Source organism: Pseudomonas vancouverensis, from assembly GCF_004348895.1.
GTDB lineage: Bacteria > Pseudomonadota > Gammaproteobacteria > Pseudomonadales > Pseudomonadaceae > Aquipseudomonas > Aquipseudomonas vancouverensis.
Genome location: NZ_RRZK01000007.1, coordinates 99,359 through 123,720, shown reverse-complemented (window position 1 = coordinate 123,720; position 24,362 = coordinate 99,359). Strand labels below are relative to the sequence as shown.

General features: G+C 59.5%; 23 protein-coding genes. 9 read left to right on the top strand and 14 right to left on the bottom strand.

Annotated elements, in window-relative coordinates:
* From EIY72_RS04945 to fdhA, 5 genes are all read left to right on the top strand, one after another.
* Nucleotides 1-330, top strand: a complete 330-nt coding sequence (locus EIY72_RS04945) for a sarcosine oxidase subunit delta (protein ID WP_046039383.1) — start codon at nt 1-3, stop codon at nt 328-330.
* Nucleotides 327-3,344 carry a sarcosine oxidase subunit alpha gene (locus EIY72_RS04940; protein WP_093229370.1) on the top strand — a complete coding sequence of 1,006 codons (3,018 nt, stop codon included), beginning with the start codon at nt 327-329 and terminating at the stop codon, nt 3,342-3,344. Before EIY72_RS04945 ends, EIY72_RS04940 begins: the two co-directional genes overlap by 4 nt.
* A 174-nt stretch (nt 3,345-3,518) precedes the next feature.
* Nucleotides 3,519-4,151 carry a sarcosine oxidase subunit gamma gene (locus EIY72_RS04935; RefSeq protein ID WP_093229373.1) on the top strand — a complete coding sequence of 211 codons (633 nt, stop codon included), beginning with the start codon at nt 3,519-3,521 and terminating at the stop codon, nt 4,149-4,151.
* A 197-nt stretch (nt 4,152-4,348) separates the two neighbouring features.
* Nucleotides 4,349-5,206, top strand: a complete 858-nt coding sequence (purU, locus tag EIY72_RS04925; protein WP_093229376.1) for a formyltetrahydrofolate deformylase — start codon at nt 4,349-4,351, stop codon at nt 5,204-5,206.
* Between the two features lie 192 nt (nt 5,207-5,398).
* Entirely contained in the window at nt 5,399-6,598 is a 1,200-nt protein-coding gene (fdhA, locus tag EIY72_RS04920; RefSeq protein ID WP_093229379.1) for a formaldehyde dehydrogenase, glutathione-independent, read from the top strand.
* 73 nt (nt 6,599-6,671) lie between these two features.
* On the opposite strand, the gene EIY72_RS30080 is transcribed toward fdhA, so the two are convergent.
* From EIY72_RS30080 to EIY72_RS04900, 4 genes are all read right to left on the bottom strand, one after another.
* Nucleotides 6,672-7,727 carry an RHS repeat-associated core domain-containing protein gene (locus EIY72_RS30080; RefSeq protein WP_231985513.1) on the bottom strand — a complete coding sequence of 352 codons (1,056 nt, stop codon included), beginning with the start codon at nt 7,725-7,727 and terminating at the stop codon, nt 6,672-6,674.
* 86 nt (nt 7,728-7,813) lie between these two features.
* Nucleotides 7,814-8,488, bottom strand: coding sequence for an anti-sigma factor (locus EIY72_RS04910; RefSeq protein WP_093229382.1), 675 nt, complete (start codon nt 8,486-8,488; stop codon nt 7,814-7,816).
* Complete coding sequence (locus EIY72_RS04905; RefSeq protein WP_093229385.1) at nt 8,485-9,129, bottom strand: sigma-70 family RNA polymerase sigma factor; 645 nt, start codon at nt 9,127-9,129, stop codon at nt 8,485-8,487. Before EIY72_RS04905 ends, EIY72_RS04910 begins: the two co-directional genes overlap by 4 nt.
* 55 nt (nt 9,130-9,184) lie before the next feature.
* Nucleotides 9,185-9,778, bottom strand: coding sequence for a fasciclin domain-containing protein (locus EIY72_RS04900; RefSeq protein ID WP_093229388.1), 594 nt, complete (start codon nt 9,776-9,778; stop codon nt 9,185-9,187).
* A gap of 234 nt (nt 9,779-10,012) precedes the next feature.
* On the opposite strand from EIY72_RS04900, the gene EIY72_RS04895 reads away from it, so the two are divergent.
* Nucleotides 10,013-10,567: a DUF2780 domain-containing protein gene (locus tag EIY72_RS04895; RefSeq protein WP_093229391.1), complete on the top strand. Its 555-nt coding sequence runs from the start codon at nt 10,013-10,015 to the stop codon at nt 10,565-10,567.
* 1 nt (nt 10,568) lies between these two features.
* Here EIY72_RS04895 and EIY72_RS04890 read toward each other — a convergent pair whose 3' ends face one another.
* Nucleotides 10,569-11,456, bottom strand: coding sequence for an acyltransferase (locus EIY72_RS04890; RefSeq protein WP_093229394.1), 888 nt, complete (start codon nt 11,454-11,456; stop codon nt 10,569-10,571).
* Between the two features lie 171 nt (nt 11,457-11,627).
* On the opposite strand from EIY72_RS04890, the gene rloA2 reads away from it, so the two are divergent.
* Nucleotides 11,628-12,131: a retropepsin-like aspartic peptidase RloA2 gene (rloA2, locus tag EIY72_RS04885; protein ID WP_093229396.1), complete on the top strand. Its 504-nt coding sequence runs from the start codon at nt 11,628-11,630 to the stop codon at nt 12,129-12,131.
* Between the two features lie 18 nt (nt 12,132-12,149).
* Here the strand turns inward: rloA2 and EIY72_RS04880 are convergent, their stop codons facing one another.
* From EIY72_RS04880 to EIY72_RS04840, 9 genes are all read right to left on the bottom strand, one after another.
* Complete coding sequence (locus EIY72_RS04880; RefSeq protein ID WP_093229399.1) at nt 12,150-12,956, bottom strand: RHS repeat-associated core domain-containing protein; 807 nt, start codon at nt 12,954-12,956, stop codon at nt 12,150-12,152.
* Nucleotides 12,957-13,057: 101 nt separating this feature from the next.
* A complete protein-coding gene (locus EIY72_RS04875; protein ID WP_197678810.1) occupies nt 13,058-13,687 on the bottom strand; it encodes a glutathione S-transferase family protein in 630 nt (209 codons plus the stop codon).
* Nucleotides 13,688-13,868: 181 nt separating this feature from the next.
* Nucleotides 13,869-14,048: a hypothetical protein gene (locus EIY72_RS04870; protein ID WP_093229404.1), complete on the bottom strand. Its 180-nt coding sequence runs from the start codon at nt 14,046-14,048 to the stop codon at nt 13,869-13,871.
* On the bottom strand, nt 14,045-15,175 hold the full coding sequence (locus tag EIY72_RS04865) for a PepSY-associated TM helix domain-containing protein (RefSeq protein WP_093229406.1): 1,131 nt from the start codon (nt 15,173-15,175) through the stop codon (nt 14,045-14,047). Before EIY72_RS04865 ends, EIY72_RS04870 begins: the two co-directional genes overlap by 4 nt.
* A 72-nt stretch (nt 15,176-15,247) precedes the next feature.
* A complete protein-coding gene (locus tag EIY72_RS04860; protein WP_093229409.1) occupies nt 15,248-17,671 on the bottom strand; it encodes a TonB-dependent siderophore receptor in 2,424 nt (807 codons plus the stop codon).
* Nucleotides 17,672-17,935: 264 nt separating this feature from the next.
* Nucleotides 17,936-18,910 carry a FecR domain-containing protein gene (locus EIY72_RS04855; protein ID WP_093229413.1) on the bottom strand — a complete coding sequence of 325 codons (975 nt, stop codon included), beginning with the start codon at nt 18,908-18,910 and terminating at the stop codon, nt 17,936-17,938.
* Nucleotides 18,907-19,425: an RNA polymerase sigma factor gene (locus EIY72_RS04850; protein WP_093229416.1), complete on the bottom strand. Its 519-nt coding sequence runs from the start codon at nt 19,423-19,425 to the stop codon at nt 18,907-18,909. Before EIY72_RS04850 ends, EIY72_RS04855 begins: the two co-directional genes overlap by 4 nt.
* Before the next feature lie 249 nt (nt 19,426-19,674).
* A complete protein-coding gene (locus EIY72_RS04845; protein ID WP_093229419.1) occupies nt 19,675-20,382 on the bottom strand; it encodes a 3'-5' exonuclease in 708 nt (235 codons plus the stop codon).
* Complete coding sequence (locus EIY72_RS04840; protein WP_093229422.1) at nt 20,379-22,319, bottom strand: putative nucleotidyltransferase substrate binding domain-containing protein; 1,941 nt, start codon at nt 22,317-22,319, stop codon at nt 20,379-20,381. The genes EIY72_RS04845 and EIY72_RS04840 overlap by 4 nt, the downstream gene beginning before the upstream one ends.
* Nucleotides 22,320-22,573: 254 nt before the next feature.
* Between EIY72_RS04840 and EIY72_RS04835 the strand changes: the two genes are divergently transcribed.
* Both EIY72_RS04835 and EIY72_RS04830 read left to right on the top strand, forming a co-directional pair.
* Entirely contained in the window at nt 22,574-23,032 is a 459-nt protein-coding gene (locus EIY72_RS04835) for a response regulator (RefSeq protein WP_093229425.1), read from the top strand.
* Between the two features lie 317 nt (nt 23,033-23,349).
* Nucleotides 23,350-24,306, top strand: a complete 957-nt coding sequence (locus EIY72_RS04830) for an EamA family transporter (RefSeq protein WP_231985514.1) — start codon at nt 23,350-23,352, stop codon at nt 24,304-24,306.
* The last annotated feature ends 56 nt before the right edge of the window (nt 24,307-24,362 follow it).

Here is a 24,362-nt window from a genome sequence, read left to right as displayed (position 1 = left end):
ATGTTGCATATCTTCTGTCCTCACTGCGGCGAACTGCGCTCCGAAGAGGAATTCCACGCATCCGGCCAGGCGCACATCCCGCGCCCGCTGGACCCGAACACCTGCACCGACGAGGAGTGGGGCGACTACATGTTTTTCCGCGACAACCCGCGGGGTCTGCACCACGAGTTGTGGGACCACGTTGCCGGTTGCCGTCAGTACTTCAACGTCACCCGCGACACCGTGACCTACGAGATTCTCGAAACCTACAAGATCGGCACCAAGCCGCAATTCACCGACAAGACCGATAGCCCGAAAGCGGCCAGCACGGCTCTGGGAGAGAAGGTATGAGCCAAGTCAATCGCCTGTCCAACGGTGGACGGATCGACCGCAACAAAGTCTTGAGCTTCACCTTCAACGGCCAGAACTACAAAGGCTTCGAAGGTGATTCCCTGGCGGCTGCGCTGCTGGCCAATGGCGTCGACATCATCGGTCGCAGCTTCAAGTATTCCCGCCCCCGCGGCATCTTCGCCGCCGGTGCCGAAGAGCCGAACGCGGTGCTGCAGATCGGCGCCACCGAAGCCACCCAGATTCCCAACGTGCGTGCCACGCAACAGGCGTTGTACCAGGGCCTGGTCGCCACCAGCACCAACGGCTGGCCAAGCGTGAACAACGACATGATGGGCATTCTCGGCAAGGTCGGCGGCAAGCTGATGCCGCCGGGTTTCTACTACAAAACCTTCATGTACCCGCAATCGTTCTGGATGACCTACGAGAAGTACATTCGTAAGGCTGCGGGCCTCGGTCGTTCGCCGACCGAAGTCGATCCGGACACCTACGACTACATGAACCAGCACTGCGACGTGCTGATCGTCGGCGCCGGTCCCGCTGGCCTGGCGGCGGCTCTGGCGGCTGCACGCAGCGGTGCCCGGGTGATCCTCGCCGATGAGCAGGAAGAGTTCGGCGGCAGCCTGCTCGATTCCCGCGAAAGCCTCGACGGCAAACCGGCGATGGACTGGGTCGCCAGCGTCATCGACGAACTGAAAAATACCCCGGACGTGCTGCTGTTGCCGCGGGCCACGGTCAACGGTTACCACGACCATAACTTCCTGACCATTCACGAGCGCCTCACCGATCACCTCGGCGATCGCGCGCCGATTGGCCAGGTGCGTCAGCGCATCCACCGGGTTCGCGCCAAGCGTGTGGTGCTGGCCACCGGCGCCCATGAGCGTCCACTGGTCTACGGCAACAACGACGTGCCGGGCAACATGCTCGCCGGCGCCATCTCGACCTACGTGCGCCGCTACGGCGTGGCCCCGGGCAAGAAGCTGGTGCTGAGCACCAACAACGATCACGCCTACCGCGTGGCGCTGGACTGGCTCGACGCCAGCCTGCAAGTGGTGGCCATCGCCGATGCTCGTCACAACCCGCGTGGCGCGCTGGTGGAAGAAGCCCGCGCCAAGGGGATTCGCATCCTCACCGGCAGTGCCGTGATCGAGGCCCGTGGCAGCAAGCACGTCACCGGTGCCCGTGTCGCCGCCATCGACGTCAAGGCCCACGCTGTGACCAGCCCGGGCGAATGGCTCGAATGCGACGTGGTGGCCAGCTCCGGTGGCTACAGCCCGGTGGTTCACCTGGCTTCGCACTTGGGTGGCAAGCCGATCTGGCGTGAAGACATCCTCGGTTTCGTACCAGGTGAAGCTCCGCAGAAACGCGTGTGCGTCGGTGGCATCAACGGCGTCTACGGCCTCGGCGATTCCCTCGCCGATGGTTTCGAAGGTGGCGCCCGTGCTGCCAGTGAAGCCGGTTTCAGCGTGGTCGAAGGCACCTTGCCGAAAGCCCTGAGCCGCCTCGAAGAAGCGACCCTGGCGCTGTTCCAGGTGCCCCATGAAAAGAACACCGCACGAGCGCCGAAGCAATTCGTCGACCTGCAGAACGACGTCACCGCCGCCGCCATCGAACTGGCGACCCGCGAGGGCTTCGAATCGGTCGAGCACGTCAAGCGCTACACCGCGCTGGGCTTCGGCACCGACCAGGGCAAGCTCGGCAACGTCAACGGCCTGGCCATTGCCGCCCGTTCACTGAACGTGACCATCCCGCAGATGGGCACCACCATGTTCCGTCCGAACTACACGCCAGTGACTTTCGGCGCTGTGGCCGGTCGTCACTGTGGGCACATCTTCGAGCCGGTGCGTTACACCGCACTGCATCAATGGCACCTGAAAAACGGCGCCGAGTTCGAAGACGTCGGCCAGTGGAAACGTCCGTGGTACTTCCCGAAATCCGGTGAAGACATGCATGCCGCGGTGAAGCGCGAGTGCAAGGCCGTGCGCGACAGCGTCGGCCTGCTGGACGCCTCGACCCTGGGCAAGATCGACATCCAGGGCCCCGATGCCCGCGAGTTCCTTAACCGCGTGTACACCAACGCCTGGACCAAGCTTGACGTGGGCAAGGCCCGCTACGGCCTGATGTGCAAGGAAGACGGCATGGTCTTCGACGACGGTGTGACCGCGTGTCTTGCCGACAACCATTTCGTCATGACCACCACCACTGGCGGCGCGGCTCGCGTGTTGCAATGGCTGGAGCTGTACCACCAGACCGAATGGCCGGACATGAAGGTCTACTTCACTTCCGTGACCGACCACTGGGCGACCATGACCCTGTCCGGGCCGAACAGCCGCAAGCTGCTCAGCGAAGTCACCGACATCGACCTGAGCAACGAAGCCTTCCCGTTCATGACCTGGAAAGAAGGCGAGGTCGGCGGTGTGCCGGCGCGGGTGTTCCGTATTTCGTTTACCGGTGAGCTGTCGTACGAAGTCAACGTGCAGGCCGACTACGCCATGGGCGTGCTGGAAAAAATCGTCGACGCGGGCAAGAAGTACAACCTGACGCCGTACGGCACCGAAACCATGCACGTGCTGCGGGCCGAGAAGGGTTTCATCATTGTCGGCCAGGACACCGACGGTTCGATGACCCCGGACGACCTGAACATGGGGTGGTGCGTGGGGCGCACCAAACCGTTCTCGTGGATCGGCTGGCGCGGCATGAACCGTGAAGACTGCGTGCGCGATCAACGTAAGCAGCTCGTCGGTCTCAAGCCGATCGACCCGACCAAATGGCTGCCGGAAGGTGCACAGCTAGTGTTCAACACCAAGCAGGCGATCCCGATGACCATGGTCGGCCACGTGACCTCCAGTTATGCGCACAACTCCCTTGGTTATTCGTTTGCCATGGGCGTGGTCAAGGGCGGCTTGCAGCGGATGGGTGAGCGGGTGTTTGCACCGTTGGCCGATGGCAGCGTGATCGAGGCGGAAATCGTGTCTTCGGTGTTCTTCGATCCGAAGGGTGAGCGGCAGAACGTTTAAGTACCTTCAATTTTGTGGGAGGGCTGCTGGCGCCATCGCGAGCAAGCTCGCTCCCACGGGATTGGAGTCACCAGAGAAATTTGTGTTAGGCACTGTGGAAGCGAGCTTGCTCGTGATGGCGGCATTACAGCCACTACAGAGTCCAGAACCAACAGAATCCAGAACAGGTGCTTTATGACAGCCGCCAATGTTTACCAACAACGCCCAACCTCCGGGGCCCGTGCCGAGTCGTCGTTGCATCACGCCGACCTTGCCAGCCTGGTGGGCAAGGGGCGCAAGAGTGCCGGCGTGACCGTGCGCGAGAAAAAACTCCTCGGCCACCTGACCCTTCGTGGCGATGGCCACGATGCCGCATTCGCCGCCGGTGTGCATAAGGCCCTGGGCATCGAATTGCCGGGTGCGCTTAGCGTCGTCGTCAAAGGTGAAACCAGCCTGCAATGGATGGGCCCGGATGAGTGGCTGCTGATCGTCCCGACCGGCGAGGAATTCGCCGCCGAGCAGAAACTGCGTGAAGCGCTCGGTGATTTGCACATCGCGATCGTCAACGTCAGCGGCGGACAGCAGGTCCTCGAACTGAGCGGGCCGAACGTGCGCCAGGTGCTGATGAAGTCCACCAGCTACGACGTGCACCCGAACAATTTTCCGGTGGGCAAAGCTGTCGGCACCGTGTTCGCCAAGTCGCAGCTGATGATTCGCCACACTGCCGAAGACACCTGGGAGTTGCTGATCCGCCGCAGCTTCTCGGATTACTGGTGGTTGTGGCTGCAGGATGCGTCGGCTGAGTACGGGCTTAGCGTTCAGGCCTGATTTGGCTGATGACTGCTTTTTGTGGCGAGGGAGCTTGCTCCCGTTGGGTTGCGAAGCGACCCCAAGATCGGCATTAGCTTTCCTTCAGAAAGAACGCGGATACAAGGTGTGCGACTGCTTCGCAGTCGAACGGGAGCAAGCTCCCTCGCCACAGGGTTCTTTGTGACCAGCAGATTTGTAAAAGGAGTCACCGCACCATGAGCCGCGCCCCAGACACATGGATTCTGACCGCCGACTGCCCCAGCGTGCTCGGCACCGTGGACGCGGTGACCCGCTTTCTGTTCGAGCAGGGCTGCTACGTCACCGAGCACCATTCCTTCGATGATCGCCTCTCGGGGCGTTTCTTCATTCGTGTGGAATTCCGCCAACCCGACGGCTTCGACGAACAGTCATTCCGCGCAGGTCTCGCCGAGCGTGGTGAAGCCTTCGGCATGGTCTTCGAGCTGACCCCGCCGCACTACCGACCGAAAGTGGTGATCATGGTCTCCAAGGCCGATCACTGCCTCAACGACTTGCTCTATCGCCAGCGCATCGGCCAGTTGTCGATGGATGTCGCCGCCGTCGTCTCCAACCACCCGGACCTCAAGCCGCTGGCCGACTGGCACCAGATTCCGTACTACCACTTCCCGCTGGACCCGAACGACAAGCCATCCCAGGAGCGTCAGGTGTGGCAAGTCATCGAAGAGTCCGGTGCGGAACTGGTGATTCTTGCGCGCTACATGCAGGTGCTGTCGCCGGAGTTGTGTCGCAAGCTCGATGGCAAGGCAATTAATATCCACCACTCCCTGCTGCCCGGTTTCAAGGGCGCCAAACCGTATCATCAGGCCTACAACAAAGGCGTAAAACTGGTCGGCGCCACGGCGCACTACATCAATAACGATCTCGATGAAGGGCCGATCATTGCCCAGGGTGTCGAGGTGGTGGATCACAGCCATTACCCCGAAGACCTGATCGCCAAGGGGCGTGACATTGAAGGCCTGACGCTGGCGCGGGCGGTGGGGTATCACATCGAAAGAAGGGTGTTTCTCAACGCCAATCGTACCGTCGTTCTTTAGGTCGCCATCGCGAGCAAGGTTTTGTGCCATTCACAAATCCTGTGTTCACCCAGATCCATTGTGGGAGCGAGCTTGCTCGCGATGAGGCCCTGACAGGCAACACAAGACAAGCATCAGCATCTGTACCCGAGCACTTTACGCGCTGCCTGCCTGGGCAACGCGATTCCATAAAAACAACAGCGAGGTGAAAGCATGTCTGGCAATCGTGGTGTGGTGTATCTCGGCGCTGGCAAGGTCGAAGTGCAGAAGATCGACTATCCGAAAATGCAGGACCCGCGTGGCAGGAAGATTGAGCACGGTGTGATCCTGCGCGTGGTGTCCACCAACATCTGTGGTTCCGATCAGCACATGGTGCGCGGGCGTACCACGGCGCAAACCGGTCTGGTGCTGGGTCACGAAATCACCGGTGAAGTGATCGAGAAGGGCAGCGACGTCGAGAACCTGAAAATCGGTGACCTGGTGTCGGTGCCGTTCAACGTTGCTTGCGGGCGCTGCCGTTCCTGCAAGGAGATGCACACCGGCGTGTGCCTGAGCGTCAACCCGGCGCGCCCGGGTGGTGCTTATGGTTACGTGGACATGGGTGACTGGACTGGAGGTCAGGCCGAGTACGCCATGGTGCCGTACGCCGACTTCAACCTGCTGAAACTGCCGGACCGCGATCGCGCCATGGAGAAAATCCGTGACCTGACCTGCCTCTCGGACATTCTGCCCACCGGTTACCACGGCGCAGTCACTGCCGGCGTCGGCCCGGGCAGCACCGTGTACATCGCCGGTGCCGGCCCTGTCGGTCTGGCTGCCGCCGCATCCGCTCGGCTGCTCGGTGCGGCAGTGGTCATCGTCGGTGACGTCAATACCGTGCGCCTGGCCCACGCCAAGGCCCAGGGTTTCGAAATCGCCGACCTGTCCCTCGATACTCCGCTGCACGAACAGATCGCCGCGCTGCTGGGCGAACCGGAAGTGGACTGCGCCATCGACGCCGTCGGCTTCGAAGCCCGCGGCCATGGTCATGACGGCGTGAAACACGAAGCCCCGGCCACCGTGCTCAACTCGCTGATGGGTGTGGTGCGTGTTGCGGGCAAGATCGGTATTCCCGGCCTCTACGTCACTGAAGACCCGGGTGCGGTGGATGCCGCTGCGAAAATGGGCAGCCTGAGCATCCGCTTCGGTCTGGGCTGGGCCAAATCCCACAGTTTCCACACCGGCCAGACCCCGGTGATGAAGTACAACCGCCAATTGATGCAGGCGATCATGTGGGACCGTATCAACATCGCTGAAGTGGTGGGGGTGCAGGTGATCAGCCTGGATCAGGCGCCGCAGGGCTATGGCGAGTTCGATGCGGGTGTGCCGAAGAAGTTTGTGATTGATCCGCATAAGATGTTTAGTGCGGCGTAAGATTGATGACGGCGTTAAAAGGGATGGCTTAATACTTCCCTTTTAACGCTAGCTCCAATGTCCCTTGATAGTCCTATATTTGATTTTTTAGTGCTTTTAGTCTTCGTCTATCATCTTTTATAGATTTAAGGGTGTCTCGAATTCCTTGGCCAAGTAATTCAGGTTGAATACCACGTGTATTATCACGAATTCGCTGGCGGTGCTCAGCGAGCTCTTTGAGCTGTCGGTCAATTTGTAGGTTTTTTTTATGAACATTTCTGACGTAAGGCGGCGCAGCTTCTAGGTTAGGTGTGCTAGTACTTTGATTTCCCGAAAGCGCTGCTCTATTACTTTCGTTGTTTGGGAATACTCGGAGATCCGTTTGACTTTGGATATAGGTGGGTAGTGGTACCCCGTTTTCCCCTCTCGACGTTCTCCCAAAAACATCAGTTGCAGATGCTTCAACAGAGTAGGGAGGTGGCCCATCTAAAGAGCTCAGGCTTACTCGAGAGTTCGAGGAACCTACGTGGGATTGAACTGCGACATTATTGGTTAGATTCGATCGAGCCCTGCTAGGTGTGCGTCCCAATAAATTCAGGAGTCCCTTAAATGGATTTCCAATGTGCCCTGTCGGATCAACAAGATTGACCGGATCCCCCACACAATACGCATACGCATTCGCCCCACCCTCCCCAAACGAACTCCAACTGTCCGGGCTGTTAAACCGCATCAACACCGGATTAAACGCCCGATACCCTTTCCCCAACAAATACCACCCCGTCACCGGATCCGGCCGTTCGCCGTTGAAACCGAGCAGGCTGAGCAATCCGTTTTCTACCCTGCGATGACCGTAGGGCGAATAGGCGAGGGGATGGGGACGTGCGGCATCGAGCGCGTTCAACACCGAACGCTGTTGATCGGTGGCGAGCAGTCGGGTTTCTGTGGCACTGGTCTGGCGTTGTTGCTGCGCCAGCAGTTGAGCGTCGTGCTGCATGATCGAGTACCGCACTGCACCCTGAATCTCGGTGGCGAGACGATCCTTCAGGTAGAAACGCTGGGCACTGGCCTGCGCTGAAGGCGTGCAATCGACCAGGCGATCCAGTGGGTCGTAGTGGTAGCGGCAGAGCAGGGTTTCGCGGTTGGACGGCATGGTCGTGGACCCCTGAAGTGTTAGTCAATTCAGGGATTCACTGTCGCGCAGTTGGCGGGGGTTGCCTACTAGCAGAACTGATAGTGTCAACGTGCTGCCAACGCCCCTTGATACAACACCGGCCCTGTCGGCTGCCCGGTTGGTGAGCCGCCCTTCGGCTCCAGACTGACCGCCAGCGCAATCGGTTTGCCGATCAGCGCTTTCTGCGCCTCGTTCAGCTCAACATTGCCTTTGCCGCCCGCGGGAATCACGCCGAGGGAAATCGGCTTGCCGTCGGCGGGTATCGCCCACAGTTCCAGGCTTTGTTCCGGCGTGATGGCCGCCAGTGTCAGCGGTTCAACCTGCAGGTAGTCGGCGTGCGCCTGAACGCGCAAGGCAGGCTTGGCATCGGCGCTGGCCAGGGTGGCGCTGTAGCGAACCTCGTCGCGGGTATAGATCACGCCCAATGCCACGGCGATGACCAGCGAGCAGACCGCCATGGTCACCCGCAGCCAGTTCCAGAACGGTCGTTTTTGCGGCACGTGCAATTCTTGCGGATCGATCCGTGAGGTGATGCCGTGCCAGACGCGATCCGGTACCGGTTGTTCGGCCACGGCGTCAGTCAGGCTGGCGAGGCTTTCCTGCCATTGCGCCAGCTCTGAACGCAGGGCTGCGTCATCGAGCAGCAGCTGTTCAAAGCGACGGCGGGCGGCGGATGACATCAGGCCGATGGCGTAGTCGGCAGCGAGGGCGCGGCGCAGGGTGGGGGTCTGGTAGTTCATGATTCAAGGCACCTGCGCAGGCGTTCCATGCCCCGGCGAATCCAGGATTTCACCGAGCCCAGCGGTGCCGCCAGATGATCGGCCAGTTCCGAGCATGACAGGCCCTGAAAGTAGGCGACGGTGATCGATTGGCGCTGCATGCCTTCCAGGGTGTCCAGGCAGCGATTCAGCTCGCGGGCTTCGCGGTCGCTGCTCAGTTGTTCATGGGCGGACGGGCCTTCATCCTCCAGCGCCTGCTCTTCCATCTCGGTCAGTGGTCGGTCGCGATGTTTGCGCAGTTGATCGATGGCCTGATGGCGGGTGATGTTGATCATCCAGGTCATCGGCGCCGACAGATGCGCCTCGTAACGCGAGGCGTTGTGCCAAATGCGCACAAAACTTTCCTGCAGCACTTCCTCGGCGAGGTCGGGGCGCCCCATGAAGCGCAGGGCCACACCGTGCAAACGCGGGCCGACGCTGCGGTACAGCGTTTCGAACGCACGGCGGTCGCCCAATGAACATTGGGCCAGCAATTGCCTGAGCTGATCGGCGTCGGCGATGGAAATAGCGGTTCTCCAGACAATCGAGGTAGCGGCTGTGGGCTGCGAGCGGTGCCGGTTGCAGGCAGAGGGTAGTTCACGACGCGCAGTTGTTCCATTCACGGGCGGACACCTCGAAAAAAGCGCCGGCCCCGATGCGCGAGGCCGACGCTACTGCTCAACTTTTCGGCAGCAGTACTTTGTCGATGACCTGAATCACGCCGTTGGACTGGTACACGTCATAGGTGGTGATGTCGGCGACGTCGCCTTTTTCATCCTTGATGGTGATGTTGTGCGGGCCGTTCATCATCGCCCACAGCTTGCCGCCGGAGACGGTGTCGAGTTCGGCCTTGCCGCCACCGGCCTTGATCTTCGCGGCCAGGGTCATCATGTCGAGTTTGCCGGCGACCACGTGGTACGTGAGGATGTGGGTCAGCGTTGCCTTGTTCGCGGGTTTGAGGAGATTGTCGACGGTGCCGGCGGGCAGGGCGGCGAAGGCCGAGTTGACCGGGGCGAACACGGTGAACGGGCCTTTGCCTTTGAGGGTATCAACCAGGCCGGCGGCTTTGACGGCGGCGACCAGGGTGGTGTGGTCAGCGGAATTCACCGCGTTATCGACGATGTCCTTGCTCGGCATCATGCTCTGGCCACCGACCATCACGGTATCGTGGCTCATGTCCGCCGCTTGCACGGTACTGATGGCGAACCCGCCACCAAGGGCCAGAGTCAGCAGGCTGGCAATCAACGGCGTTTTGATCGAAGTGCGTTTCATGGTGAGCATCCTAGTGGGGAGGTTCGGCCAGGAATGTCTGTCCGTGCTTGATATACGCGGGGCGGGCTAGACTGGATGCAGTGCACGGTTAATCTTTTTTAGCGACGGTAGTCCCTGTACGAGCAAGCTCGCTCCTACAAGGGCCGTGCGGGAACAATCCTTGGGGTTGCCAGTCGAAAGCACAGTTTTTTTGCCGCCCACTGCCGGGCGGTGTCATGACAAGAGGATGTCTGGATGAAGATTTCACGCGGTTTTGTACTGGCTTCGCTGCTCTCGGTGGCGGCCGGCCCGGTCTTCGCAGGCTTCAGCCTGGACGACGTGACCAAGGCTGCGTCGAGCATGCAGGGCGGTAACGCCGCCACCGCCGCCGCACCAACCCCACAAACCGCGGACCTGCTGGGTGCCCTGACCAAATTGGACGTGACCCCGCAGCAAGCCGTCGGTGGCACCAGCGCAATGCTCGGGCTGGCCAAAAATCAGCTGAGTTCGACCGATTATTCGCAGCTGGCCAAAAGCGTGCCTGGGATCGACAAACTGTCCGGTGGTGGTGAGCTGGGGGCGCTGGCCGGTCTGCTCGGTTCCAGCGGCAAGGCTGCTGGCCTGGACAATGCAGTGGGCAACGTCAAGAACACCACTGACCTGAACAACGCCTTCAGTGCACTGGGCATGGACAGCGGCATGGTCGGCCAGTTTGCCCCGGTAATCCTGCAATACCTCGGTCAGCAAGGCGTCGGCGGTTCGCTGCTGAACAGCCTGGGCAGTATCTGGGGCGTTGGCAGCGGCAGTTGATTCAGCGACGCTCGGAGCGCAATGCTTCGATACGTTGATCTTTCTCGATCCAGAGCTGGTTGACCCAGTTCTGGATTTTCTCGCGAAACACCGAATCGTTTTCGTAATCGCCTTGGGACAGCGCAGGGTCGAGTTCGCGGGTGCGGATATCAATGATGACCTTTGGCACCTGGCCACTGATCAGGTCCCAGAACCCCGGAATCTTCTGCTGCGGGTACACCACCGTGACATCAAGCAGGGCGTCGAGCTGTTCGCCCATTGCCGCCAGTACAAAGGCCACGCCACCGGCCTTGGGCTTGAGCAGATGGGTGAAGGGTGATTGCTGCTGTTGGCTTTTCGCGTGGGTGAAGCGCGTTCCTTCCAGATAATTGACCACGGTGACCGGTTGGCGTTTGAACAGCTCGCAGGCCTGCTTGGTGATTTCCAGATCCTTGCCGGCCAGTTCCGGGTGTTTGGCCAGGAAGGCCTTGCTGTAGCGCTTCATGAACGGGTAATCCAGCGCCCACCACGCCAGGCCCAGGAAGGGCACCCAGATCAGTTCTTTCTTGAGGAAGAATTTGAAGAACGGTGTACGCCGGTTCAGGGTCTGGATCAGCGCCGGGATGTCCACCCAGGATTGATGGTTGCTGATCACCAGATAGGAGGTGTCACGGCGCAGATCGTCACCGCCTCGAATATCCCATTGGGTGGGAATACACAGGCGGAAAATCAGTTTGTCGATCTCCGACCAGGTCTCGGCGATCCACATCACCGACCACGAGGCGTAGTCACGAAAGCGGCCGGGCAAAACCAGTTTGAGCAGGGCAAACACCATCAGCGGTCCGATCAGGACCAGGGTGTTGAGCAGAAGCAGCAGGGTCACGAAACAGCCGGTGAGCAGGCGGCGCATAAGTCACTCATGGAAACCATTGGGCGCGCCATGATAAGCAGCTTCGGCCGACAGGCCAAATCGGGGGTGACGAATGTTTCACATTCGGGTCGTTAACCTCGTGGGAACGAACCCTCGAACGACGGTCTAAAATTCCGCGATTGACGCCCCATTCCCAAGGAAGCCCATCACGTGAAATCCCTGCTTGCCGTGCTCTCCCTCGTCGCCCTGCCGGTGCTGGCCGCCGAGCCGACCCTCTACGGACGTTACGAATACATCGCCCTGCCGGAAATCGGCGGGCAGGTGCTCAAGGCCAAGATGGACACCGGCGCCCTGACCGCGTCACTGTCGGCCAAGGACATCGAAACCTTCAAGCGTGACGGCGAAGACTGGGTACGTTTCCGTCTCGGCACCAAGGACGCGAGCAATCAGGTCTACGAGCACAAGATCGCGCGGATCAGCAAGATCAAGACCCGCTCCGAAGAGGACGATGACGAAGAAGTGGCTGCGCCAACCAAACGGCCGGTGGTTGACCTGGAATTGTGCCTGGGCAACGTGAAGCGCACGGTCGAGGTCAACCTGACCGATCGCAGCAGCTTCAACTATCCGCTGCTGATCGGGGCGAAGGCGTTGCGCGAGTTTGGCGCGGCGGTGAATCCGGCGAGAAGGTTTACGGCGGACAAGCCGGATTGCTGAAGCGCTCAGGATGCCTCTTCACGACTTTCGGATTTGCGTTGTTTGATCGGCCATGAAGGTGGACCTGGCGTCTGCGACCTTAATGTCCGCAAAGTCCCTTTGGTTTCCTATTGAAGTTTTGTTGCGTGTGCGAAATGGTCGAGGTTTCTGAGGCTGATGCGATGGAGGAGTAGTTGCAGGACCAGGATCGCTAGAATGAATAGTAATAGATCGACTGCCTTCAACTGCCTCATCCAGTGCTTTGCGAAAGGACATATCGTCCGATCGTGGTAAAGCGTTGGAAGCTGATCGTTGTATTGCGCCTGATTTTTTGGCACTCAACGTCGTTGCTAAAACCGGTTGAGCACTGCTAGTCGCTGCTTTTTTTGGGATTTCTGGTACCTCGGATATAGGCGCCATTTTAATTGGGGTCTTGGTTGCCACATTGCGGGTTGCGGCAAGTGTTCTCGTATCAGCGATTAAGCTGGAAACCGCTGGCAGTTTGAACATGTGTCCTGTTGGATCCGCACGATTGACGGGGTCACCTGCGCAGTACATGTAGGCATTCAATCCCCCATCCCCAAACGGACTCCAGGTATCCGGACTGTTAAACCGCATCAATACTGGATTGAAGGCTCTGTAACCATTCCCCAAAAGATAATGTCCGGTCAGCGGTTCTGGCAGTTCCCCGTTAAATCCGATCAGGCTAAGCAGTCCATTTCCTGGCGGGCGATGGCCGTAGGGTGAATAGGCAACGGCATTAATCCCGCTAGCGTGAAGGGTATTCAATACCGATCGCTGTTGATCAGTGGCCATCAAGATTGTGTTGCGTGAATACGTAGGCATTGGCTGAGCTCCGCATCGCAAATCAATAAAGAAATGCCAGCATCAAACGATTCTCAGCCATTGCCTACTAGCAGAACTGCTAGTTCGTCGCGCGCCAGGCTTCAAACCTTCGGCAGGGTCGCCAGCATCGAAGGCCGCTGGCTCACTTCGAAATACCACGCCGCCAATTGCGGGTTCGCCGCACGCCAGTCCAGGTCCGGATGGCGCAGATCCAGATAGCCCAACGCACAAGACACACTGATCGCCGCCACATCGAAATGGCAGGTCAGCTCTGCAATCGCATCCTTTTCCAGCAAAGCCAGGGCCCGGCGGATTTTGTCGCGCTGGCCATCGAGCCATTCGTCCCAGTGTTTTTCCGGTGCGCGCAGGGCGGTTTCGTAACGCACCAGGACAGCGGCATCCATGATGCCGTCGGCCAGTGAGGCCAGGGTCAGGCGGCGCCAGCGGGCCGAGCCTTCGCGCGGGATCAGCGGGTTGCCGACATGCTGGTGGTCGAAGTAGTCGAGGATCACCCGGCTGTCGTGAATGATATTGCCGTCGGCCAGGCGCAGGGCCGGGATCTTGCTCAGCGGGTTGTCTTCGATCAGCGTGAGGTCCGGGTTCACCGGGGTGAGCACACTGCTTTGCAGCGCCACGCGGTCCTGTTGACCGGTTTCGTGCAGCAGCACCAGGACCTTGCGAACGAAGGGGGACAGCGGGTTGTAGTACAGGGTCATGCTCGGGGTGGACATGGCGGTGTCTCGGTCGGTGGCGATGCCGGGCAGCATAGCGTGTTGCAGGGATACTCAAAATCCCTGGGAAACACGACCCCCTGTAGGAGCGAGCCTGCTCGCGATGAGGGAGTGTCAGTCAATATCCATTCAGGCTGACACACCGCCATCGCGAGCAAGCTCGCTCCTACAGGTAAAGGGCTCAGCGGCGTAGTAGCAGGCCGCGTAATGCCAGGAACGCAGGAATGCCGAGTCCCACCCAGCTCAACGAATCCCACACACCATCCCCGAGCAGCGCAGCAAACAGACCGCCAGCGCTGAGGACAGCGATGGCGGTCGGTACGCCAAAGACCTTCCAGAAGTTCGTTTGCCGGGGCTTCATGCCACGCTCTCCGCTTTTTCCAGCACGGGTTTCGTCGCCTTGCGCCGCACTATCCACAGGTAGACGCCACTGCCGAGCACGATGATGGTCAGCACATCCAGGGTCGCCCAGAGGGCCTTCATCGGCATGCCGCCGTAATCACCGAAATGCAGTGGCTGCGACATGCCCATGGCGTCCATGTACCACGGCCGCTCGCCGACGGCCGTGACTTGCAGGGTGCTGGCATCGATCAGTACCGGCGTCAGCAGGTGCGAGGTCAGGTGCGTGCTGCCTTTCATGAACACCGCATAGTGGTGCTCGCTGGAGAAGCGTGTGCCGGGGAAGGCGATGAAATCCGGCTGCATGCCCGGTGCGGCGTCCTGGGCGATGTCGAGCAGGCGTGTCGCCGGTGCCAACTGTGTCAGTGGTGGCGCATCGCGATAAGGCGCGACCATCGCGGTCAGCGTTTCATTGCGCCATGCGGCAATGATCAGGTCCGCACAGGCGCTGATCACCCCGGTCACACCGACCACCAACGCCCAGGTCAGGGTGACGACGCCGATCAGGTTGTGCAGGTCCAGCCAGCGCAGGCGGGTGGATTTGTCCTGGCGCACGGTGGCGAATTTCAGGCGGCGCATGAACGGCAGGTACAGCACGGTCCCGGAAACAATCGCCACCACGAACAAAATGCCCATGAACGCCAGCAACAGCTTGCCCGGCAGCCCGGCGAACATGTCCACGTGCAAACGCAACATGGTCAGCATGAAGCCGCCGTTGGCCGAGGGCGTCTCCAGTGCTTCGCCGGTGCGGGCGTCGAGCATGAAGGTGTGCGACGAGTTCGGTTCGGTGCCGGCCGTTGCGGCCATGATGGTCAGTACGGCGTTGGGCTCGTCGTCCTCGAAGCCGAAGTACTGCATGACTTCACCGGGCCGGTGTTGCTCGGCGGCTTGTACCAGTTGCTGTAGATTCAGGCGCGGGGTGTCCGCCGGCATTTCCTTCACCTCAGGGGCATCGCCCAGCAGGTGGTCGATCTCGTGATGGAAGATCAGCGGCAGGCCGGTCAGTGCCAGCATCAGCAGGAACACGGTACAAATCAGGCTGGTCCAGGTGTGGACAGCGGACCAGCGGCGAATTGTTTTACTTTTCATTTCATAGCCTCCAGAAATACCAAAGCCGTCCACGAAGGACGGCCTGGGTACCGGGCGTGTCAGATCAGGCTGTTACCACTTGTAGGTGGCACTGGCGATCACACTGCGTTCATCGCCGTAGTAGCAGTAGAAACTGTCACAGGTGGCGAGGTAGTCCTTGTTGAACAGGTTGGTCGCGTTGATGGCCAGCGATGCACCTTTGAGGCTGTTGTCCAGGCGACCGAGGTCGTAGTGGACCGCCGCGTCGAACACGGTGTAGGCGTCTGCCTTGCCGAGTTCGGTGTTGGCCTGGTCGCCATAGGTGTTGCCGGTGTAACGAACACCGCCGGCCACACCGAAACCGTCCAGCACGCCGTTGTGCCAGGTGTAATCGGCCCACATCGAAGCGGTCTGGTTGGGCATCAGTTGCAGGCGATTGCCCTTGAACTCGCCATCCTGCACTTCGGACTTGGCCAGGGTGTAAGCGGCGGTCAGCTTGAGGTTTTCAGTCACGTCGGAGACGGCTTCCAGCTCCAGACCCTTGACCTTCACTTCACCGGTCTGGCTGGTCACCGGGATGCCGCCGATGTTGTTGGTCACCGAGACATTCTTCTGGGTCAGGTCATACACCGCAGCGGTCAACAGCGTGTTGCTGCCTGGCGGCTGGTACTTGATGCCCAGTTCCCACTGTTTACCTTCGGTCGGCTTGAACGAGTCGGTGGCGGAGGTATCGGCGTTACTCGCCGGCTGGAACGATTCGGCGTAGGACAGGTACGGCACGAAGCCGTTGTCGAAGACGTAGCTGATGGCGGCGTTGCCGCTGAAGTTCTTGTTGCGATCAGTGTTGGTCGCGTCGCCCTTGTTGAAGAACTTGGTGCTGGTGTGCACCCAGTCCTCACGACCGCCCAGGGTCAGGCGCCATTGGTCCAGGGCCATCTGGTCCTGCACGTACAGACCGGTCTGGTAGGTCTTCTGTTCGTAATCGTAGAAGGCCGACGAACGTGGCGGACGCACGATTGGCAAACCATAGATCGGGTTGTTGACGTTGGTGGTCAGGCCGTCACCGAAGATCGAGGTGTAGTTGGTGTCGGTGCGCTGGTGATCGAGGCCGATCAGCAGGGTGTGACGGATATCGCCGGTGGCGAAGTCAGCCTGCATGTTGTTGTCCACGGCGAACTGGCCGATGTCCTCGTCGGTCGAGGTGCTGGTGCGGCCAACATTGCCGTCGGCATCGACCTGGGTGAACGGGTAGGCGCCGGGGGTGAGCGCCTGGAAGGACAGCTCCGATTTGGTGTAGCGCAGGTTCTGGTGGAACTGCCAGACATCGTTCAAACGATGCTCGAAGGCGTAGCCCAGCGCGTAGTAAGTGCGGTCGTAGTATTCCCAGTCCGGGTCACCGAGGTTCTTGTGGTGGGAAATATCGCCCAGTGGCGAATGGATCTTGGTGCCTTGGATCGGACGGAACTGGCTGGTGATGCCAGTATCGTCACGGGTGAACTGGGTCAGCAGGGTCAGCTTGGTATCGTCGTCGATGTTCCAGGTCAGGCTCGGTGCGATGTTGTAGCGCTTGTCGTCGATATGGTCGATGGGCGTGCCGCCATCGCGTACCACACCACTCAAGCCATAGAGGAATTGGCCTTCATCGTCGATCTTGCCGGTGCTGGCGAAGTTGATCTGGCGATGGTTGTCGCTGCCGTACTGCAACTGGACTTCATTGCTGGCTTCGGCGCTGGGGCGACGGCTGACCATGTCCAGCAAGCCACCTGGCGGGGTCTGGCCATAGACCGAAGAGGCCGGGCCGCGCAGTACGGCCAGGCGATCGAGGTTCCAGGTCTCCTGTTTCGGGTTGGCGTAGACGCCTTTTGGCAGCGGCAGGCCATCGAGGAACTGGGTCGGTTCGAAACCGCGTACACGCAACCAGTCGGCACGGGTGTCGCTGCCAAAGCTGGCGCCGGTGGTGCCCGGCAGGTAGCGCACGGCCGCGTCCAGGGTGTGCACATTGCGATCGTCCATCTGGTCGCGGGTCACGACCGAAATCGAACGGGGTGCTTCAACCAGCGCGGTGTCGGTCTTGGTGCCGGCGGCAGTGCGTGTGGCGACGTAACCCTCAACCGGGCCCCATGCGCTTTCTTCGTTTTGTGCGCCGATCACGCTGGTCGCCGGCAGGGCCAATGTACCCTCAGGCACCGCCACCAGGGTGTAACTGCCGGTGCTGCTTTGCTCCAGTTGCAGACCGGTGCCACGCAGGGCTTCGCGCAGGGCGCCGGTCGCGTCGAACTGACCGTTGACCGGTGCCGAGGTCTTGCCCGCCGCCAACGAAGGGTTCAGCGACAGGGCCAGGCCGGCCTGGCTGGCGATCTGGTTCAGGGTGCTGGCCAAGGGGGCGGCTGGCAGATTGTAGGCGCGAACGCTGGACTGCTCGGCGGCGATCAGTTGAGTGCTGGCCAAAGGGGTGCAAAAGGCAATGGCGACCGCCAGCAAACTGGGGCGCAACAAGGTGTCTAGCGAACGGGACATTACAGCGGCTCCTGAATGGAAATATTTCTCAATTGCCTGTGTGCCGAACGAGAAACGAAAAGTGATAGGGCTGGATGAAAATAATTTTGATTTAGATATGGAGGACTGCTTAAAACCGGATCAAGCAGACACTTGAGTGACGGCAAGCGAGCAAGCCGAATCTGAGTGCACCGCTGTTGCAATGGGCTTACTTGGACTTTGTGAATGACGCAAAACCTGTGGGAGCGAGCTTGCTCGCGATAGCGGTCGATCAGGCCAATCGTTTCAAGGCTTGGAATCAGCCTTCGCCACCACCGTCACCCACCACGGCGTGTGATGTTCGATCTGCACCGGCAGGGTCGGCAGCAATGCATTGAGGGCCAGGTCGGTATCGCGCAGCGGGAAGCTGCCGGTGATGCGCAGGTCTGCCACTTGCGGCGAAACCCCAAGATACCCACGGCGATAACGACCGATCTCCTGAACCAGATCCGCCAGCCGTGCGTTGTCCACCACCAGCATGCCGCGGGTCCAGGCATCCGCACCGGGGTTGAGGGCCAGCATCGGGCCTAGCCCGTCACTGCGAATCAGCATCTGCTGGCCCTCACGCAGAATCTGTTCATGAGGATTGGACTCCGGATGAACCGCGACTGCCGACTGCAACACGCTCAGGCGCGTGCCGTCTTCCTCGCGTTTGACCAGGAACCGCGTGCCCAGTGCACGCATGCTGCCTTCGCGGGTTTCGACAATGAACGGCCGGGGGTCGCCATGCCCGGTTTCGACGAGGATCTCGCCTTCCTGCAGGACAATGCGCCGCTGTTTCTCGTCGAAGCGCACGTCGAGGGCGCTGTGGGTATTGAGGTTGATCAGCGTGCCATCAGCCAGGCGCAACGTGCGTTGCTCGCCGGTGGCGGTGCGCTGGTCGGCCAGCCAATAGTTGATCGGCAGGTAATGTTCACCGGCGAACAGCGCCAGGCCGATCACCGCCACGACGCTGGCCAGGCCACTGCCGAGTTTGCGCACGCGGCGGCGAATGCCTTCACGCGATTGCAGCAGTGCCGTTCGAGCCGGTCCACTGGCGACGCTGAAGCGCTGGTCGAGCATGCCCAGTTGGCGCCAGGCACGGGCGTGCTCTTCGTGGGCGGCATGCCATTTGGCAAACTCTTCGCGCTCTATCGGGTTGGCGCAATCCAGGGACAATTGCCAGGCGATTGCCGCATCGAGCACCTGTGCCGACACCGGTTTGGAACTGAGCGGACTCATGTCGGCTCGCCGTACAGAGCGATGTAGCACTGGCGCACGCCCTGGGCCAGATACTGACGCACCCGCGGCACTGACACGCCCAGGCGCTCGGCGATTTCCGCGTGGCCCATGCCGTCCAGCCGGTTATACAAAAAGGCCGCCCGCGCCTTGCTCGACAGTTTGCCGAGCAGGCGGTCGATGTTTTTCAGGTCTTCGAGGATCATCTGCTGTTCTTCGGCCGAAGGTTGCTCGGCTTCGGGAATCAGCATCAGCTCGGTGAGGTAAGCCTGTTCCAGTGCCGCGCGACGGAAATGGTCGAACAGCAGGCCCTTGGCAATCGCCACCAGAAAGGCTCGCGGCTCCCGTGGTGCCTTGAGTTCTTCCCGGCCCAGCAAGCGCATGAAGGTGTCCTGGCTGAGGTCTTCGGCACGCTGGGGGCAGGCAACGTTGCGTCGTAGCCAGGCCAATAGCCAACCGCGATGGTCGCGATACAACGCACCGACGAGTTCACTTTGAGGGCTTGGGACTGACGACACGCGACATCACCGACTGGGAAAGATTAACCAACGAGAATTGTTCGCGATTGTGTCAGAGGCTGAGGTTGTAGGCAATTGGCGTTGGTCGGGTGGGAAATTGGGCAATTACGTAGGACGCGTCATCGTTCGTCGTCCGAACGCCGCCCGGAACAAGCTCCCACAGGTTTAGTGTTGTTCGCTGACTGTGCGAACGACACATCCTGTGGGAGCGTAGCTTGCTCGCGATGGGGTCGTAACAGGCGCTAAAAATCAGAAGGACGGCGAATGCTGCCGTCGCTTCCACTGACTCAAGCGCTGTTGCAGATTCAACGGGCTGTGAATCTGTTGCTGGCGTGCCCGGCTGAACAGAATCAACATCAGCTCCGCCGTGGCCAGGGCGTCGGCGCTGGCATGATGCCGCTCGGACACCTCCAGCTTGAACCAGTTGATCCAGTCATCGAGCCCGGCCTCACGGATGTTGGCCTGCGGGCACAGCAGCGGCGCAATGTCCGCGACATCCAGAAAAGGATGCTGCAACTTGTAGCCCAGATGTTCCTTCAGCGCGCGCCCCAGCATGTGCTGGTCGAACGGTGCATGAAAGGCCAGCACCGGGCTGTCGCCGATAAAGGCCAGCAAGTCGAGCAAGGCTTCGGCCGGGGCGCTGCCAGCCGCAATTGCGCTGGGCCCAAGGCCGTGGATCAGCACGCTCGGGCCGAGTTTCAAGGCTGTTTGTTGCAGGGTGCGTTCGAACTGTTGGCTGAAATCGATCGCGCCGTCTTCGATCACCACGGCGCCGATGGACAGTACGCGATCCCGGTTCATGTTCAGGCCGGTGGTTTCCAGATCGAGGACCACCCAACGTTGCTCGCGTAGGCTGCACTCGCCCAGCGCTGCGGGGGAGGGCAGACGGTCGAGCCGTTGTTGCAACTCGACGGGCAGACTGGGCGCTGCCGGGCGCAACCAGGAAAACAGGCTCATAGCTGATACCGCAACGTCAGGCTGCTTTGCAGGCGCTGGGCCTGACGTAGGGATTCGCGCAGGATGCGTCGGTCCAGATGATTGAGACTGTCGGGATCGACCCGATTGGAGTACGGAAAATTCTCCCGGCTCTGTAGCTGATGTTGCTGCATGCGGGTTTGTTGAATGAAGTGATAGGCCTCTTCGTACGCCGCGCCGTCCAGTGGGTCGATGATTTCCTTGGCGATCAGCTGGCGGAAGCGCTCGAGCGTATTGTTCGCCTCAATGCCGTGGGCCAACGCCAGCAACCGGGCGCCATCGACAAAAGGTGTCAGGCCCTGAACCTTGAGGTCGAGGGTGGCCTTCTCGCCGTTCTTGCGTGCCAGCACGAACTCGCGAAAGCGTCCCACCGGTGGCCGATTGCGCAGGGCGTTTTCGGCCATCATGCGCTGGAACAAGCGGTTGTCGCCGACCTGATCGAGAATCCCGCGGCGCAGTTGTTCACAGCCTTGCTCACTGCCCCAGACCACCCGCAGATCGAAATAGATGCTTGAACCCAGCAGGTTCTCCGGGGTCGCTTCGCGGATGAACGCCGCGAAACGCCGCGCCCATTCGGCCCGGGACAGGCACAGTTCCGGGTTGCCGGCCATGATATTGCCTTTGCACAGGGTGAAGCCGCACAGCGCCAGGCTCTGGTTGATTTGCTGGGCAATGGGCAACAACTTGCCGCGAATCTCGGCGGCATGGGCTGCATCCTTTGCTTCGAACAGAATGCCGTTGTCCTGATCGGTGTGCAGGGTCTGCTCCCGTCGACCTTCACTGCCGAAACACAGCCAGCTGAACGGCACGCCGGGGTCGCCCTTCTCGGCAAGGGTCAGTTCGATGACCCGGCACACGGTGTGGTCGTTGAGCAGTGTGATGATATGAGTGATCTGCGTTGACGACGCGCCATGGGCGAGCATGCGCTCGACCAATTGTCCGATTTCACCGCGCAGCGCCACCAAGGTGTCCACTTTTGCAGCATTGCGGATGGTCCGTGCCAGATGTACCAGGTCGACCCGTTGCAGGGAAAACAGATCACGTTCGGAGACCACGCCGCACAAGCGTTGGTCCTTGACCAGACAGACGTGGGCGATGTGGCGTTCGGTCATGGCAATGGCGGCATCGAACGCACTGTGATCCGGTGACAGGTAGAACGGTGCGCGGGTCATGCGGCGTTCAATGGCTTCGCTGAAATCACTGCTGCCATCGGCCACCGCCTGACGCAGGTCACGCAAGGTAAAAATCCCCAGCGGTGCCTTGTGCTCGTCGACCACGACAATGCTGCCGACTTGCTGCTCGTGCATCAGCGTCACCGCCTCACGCAGAGGTGTTACTGGGGTGCAGGTCACCGGATGGCGCATGGCCAACTCGCCCAAGCGGGTGTTGAGTGAATACTGGGTGCCGAGGGTTTCCACGGCTTTCTGCTGGACCTGTTGGTTGACCTGATCGAGCAGGCTGCTGACACAACGCAGGGCGAAATTACGGAAAGTGTCCGACAGCGAGAACAGGCGAATGAATGCCGGTTTGTTCAATTGCAGGCAGAAGGTGTCTTCACCTGCCAGGTGCTCGGTGCGGGTGGCGCGCTCGCCCAACAGCGCGGCGAGAGGAAAGCACTCGCCGGTGGTGATTTCGAACACCGTTTCAGTGCCACCCTTGGCCGTGTGCGGACGCTCGCCGACCACGCGACCTTGCTTGACGATATAGAAGTGTTCGACCGGGCCGTCGGCCGGCTTGATGATGCTCTCGCCAGGGGCATAAAAACGCAGCTGGCATTGCTCAACCAGAAACGCCAGGTGCGCGTGCTCCATCTGGTTGAAGGGCGGGAAACGCTGAAGGAATTGCAGCGTGCCCTGAATGTTCTGCAACACCGCGGTTTTCCCTGCCTGTGTGAAGGCGTCCGCTTTACTCATAACCATTACCGCAGTCTTTTTTTGAATTGTTTTGGTCGGATGACACAGCCATGGTCGGCCCGCGCGGTCAGGGTGCCCATTGGACGTAAGTCTAGGTAGCCAGCAAACCGGGTGAAATGTCGGAAAAGCCTTACGCAATTGTGCGAAAAACCCCGCCGTTGCCCTATTGGAAAAATATCCGACGAAGTGCACATTGGTGATCTGCTTAGCGATGTCTCACCACTGTGCTAGGGATTTGAATCGAACATGTAGAGAAGGCTATGTCCGACCACGATATTTTGAGTGACGCCGAGCGCGAGTTGCTTAGCTCCGTCATGCTGGAACCTGATCTGCCGCTGCAACGGGTACTGATCGTCGACGACGATAAAGACGCTCGTGAACTGCTGTCAGAGATCCTTGCGTTGGAGGGCATTCGCTGTTTAACCGCCGCCAGTGGCGAAGCGGCACTGAAAATCCTGGTGGCTGAGGCCGAAATCAAAAAGCCCTCGATCGGATTGCTGATTACCGATTTGAGGATGGGGCACGTAGACGGGCTGGATCTGATCCGGCGGATACGTGAGTCGGTTCGGGCAGCGTTACCCATCATCATTGTATCGGGGGACGCCGACGTGAAGGATGCGATCGCCGCGATGCATATGAGCGTGGTGGACTTTCTGCTGAAGCCGATCGATGCCAGTCATCTGCTTGCACTGGTCAAGCGTGAGTTGGGTATTAAATGACTGATTGCTTGTAATTGTTAATTACGAGGTTTGATTGTTTTTGGTGGTTTAGTTTGTAATTTGATTTTTCCAGTTAAGTTGCGAAAAAACTGCTCACAAATAGCGTGTTTATTCTTTCGACGATTCCGTTATGGTTCAATGCATGAATGTCGATAAAGGCATTCATGTAAGGTCATGCCTGGTTTGATTGAACCTTCTGTATCACTATAAAACTGCCAATTTTACTCGCCGATTTTGTGGGTCGAGAATGATGATGGTTGTCTTGAATTCAAGTTGTGGCTGGTTTGCACAGATAAATCAAGATAAAGATCAAATCGTTGTTCCTGAATTGTTGTGCGGGTGTGTATCGCAATGAGGCTCATGTGATAAAAAAAATAGAATTTCGCGATCTTGTACTTATTGTCGGCGTGACAGTCATGTGGGGCAGCAACTATACGGTAATCGATATCAGTCTTGACGGTATTGATCCGTTCATATTGACAGCGCTGCGTTTTACTTTTTGTGCATTGCCACTCATATTTTTCATTCCGAAACCCAAGGGTGTCAGTACATTTGTAACTGTTGTCTACGGTTTGTTGTTCGGTATCGGAATGTGCTGGTTGATGAACTACGGCATGTTTCTTGGTGTCAGTGCGGGCGTGACATCCTTGCTCGTACAGTTCAGTGCGTTTTTCACAGTCATCTGGGGAGTACTGCTGTTCGGCGAGAAAATGTCGGCCATTCAAGTGACCGGTATTCTCATGGCGTTGTTGGGACTGACGTTCATTATTCATGTCACAGACGGCGATGCCGAACACCTTGGGCTTTTTCTGGTACTTCTCGCCGCATTGTTCTGGAGTTTGTGCAATGTGCTGGTCAAGAAAAGCAAGGTGGTTGATGTATTTTCCTTTGTCGTCTGGTCGAGTCTGTATGCCACACCACCGCTTTATCTGATGACTTACTGGGTCAAGGGAGCCGCCCCTTTTCAGGCATTGTTAACGAACATGACTACTCCGGTGCTGGCGTCTGTCCTGTTCCAGGCCTATGTGGCAACGGTATTCGGGTATTGGGTATGGAACCGGATGATTGAGAAGTATCCGGCAAGCCAGGTTGCACCGTTGTCGGTGATTGTTCCGATTTCGGGAATCTTGACGTCGTGGTATGTACTCGACGAACCCATTGGTGGCGAAAAACTGTTTGCCCTGGTCATCACGGTGGTTGGAATTACCCTGTTCATGAATGCATCGAAAATTGGCCGCCACATCGATGCCAGCGCGTTGCGTAACAGGAAGTAGTTGAGCATCTGCAGGACGCAGAAACAAAAATCCCCCGGTATTTCCACCGGGGGATT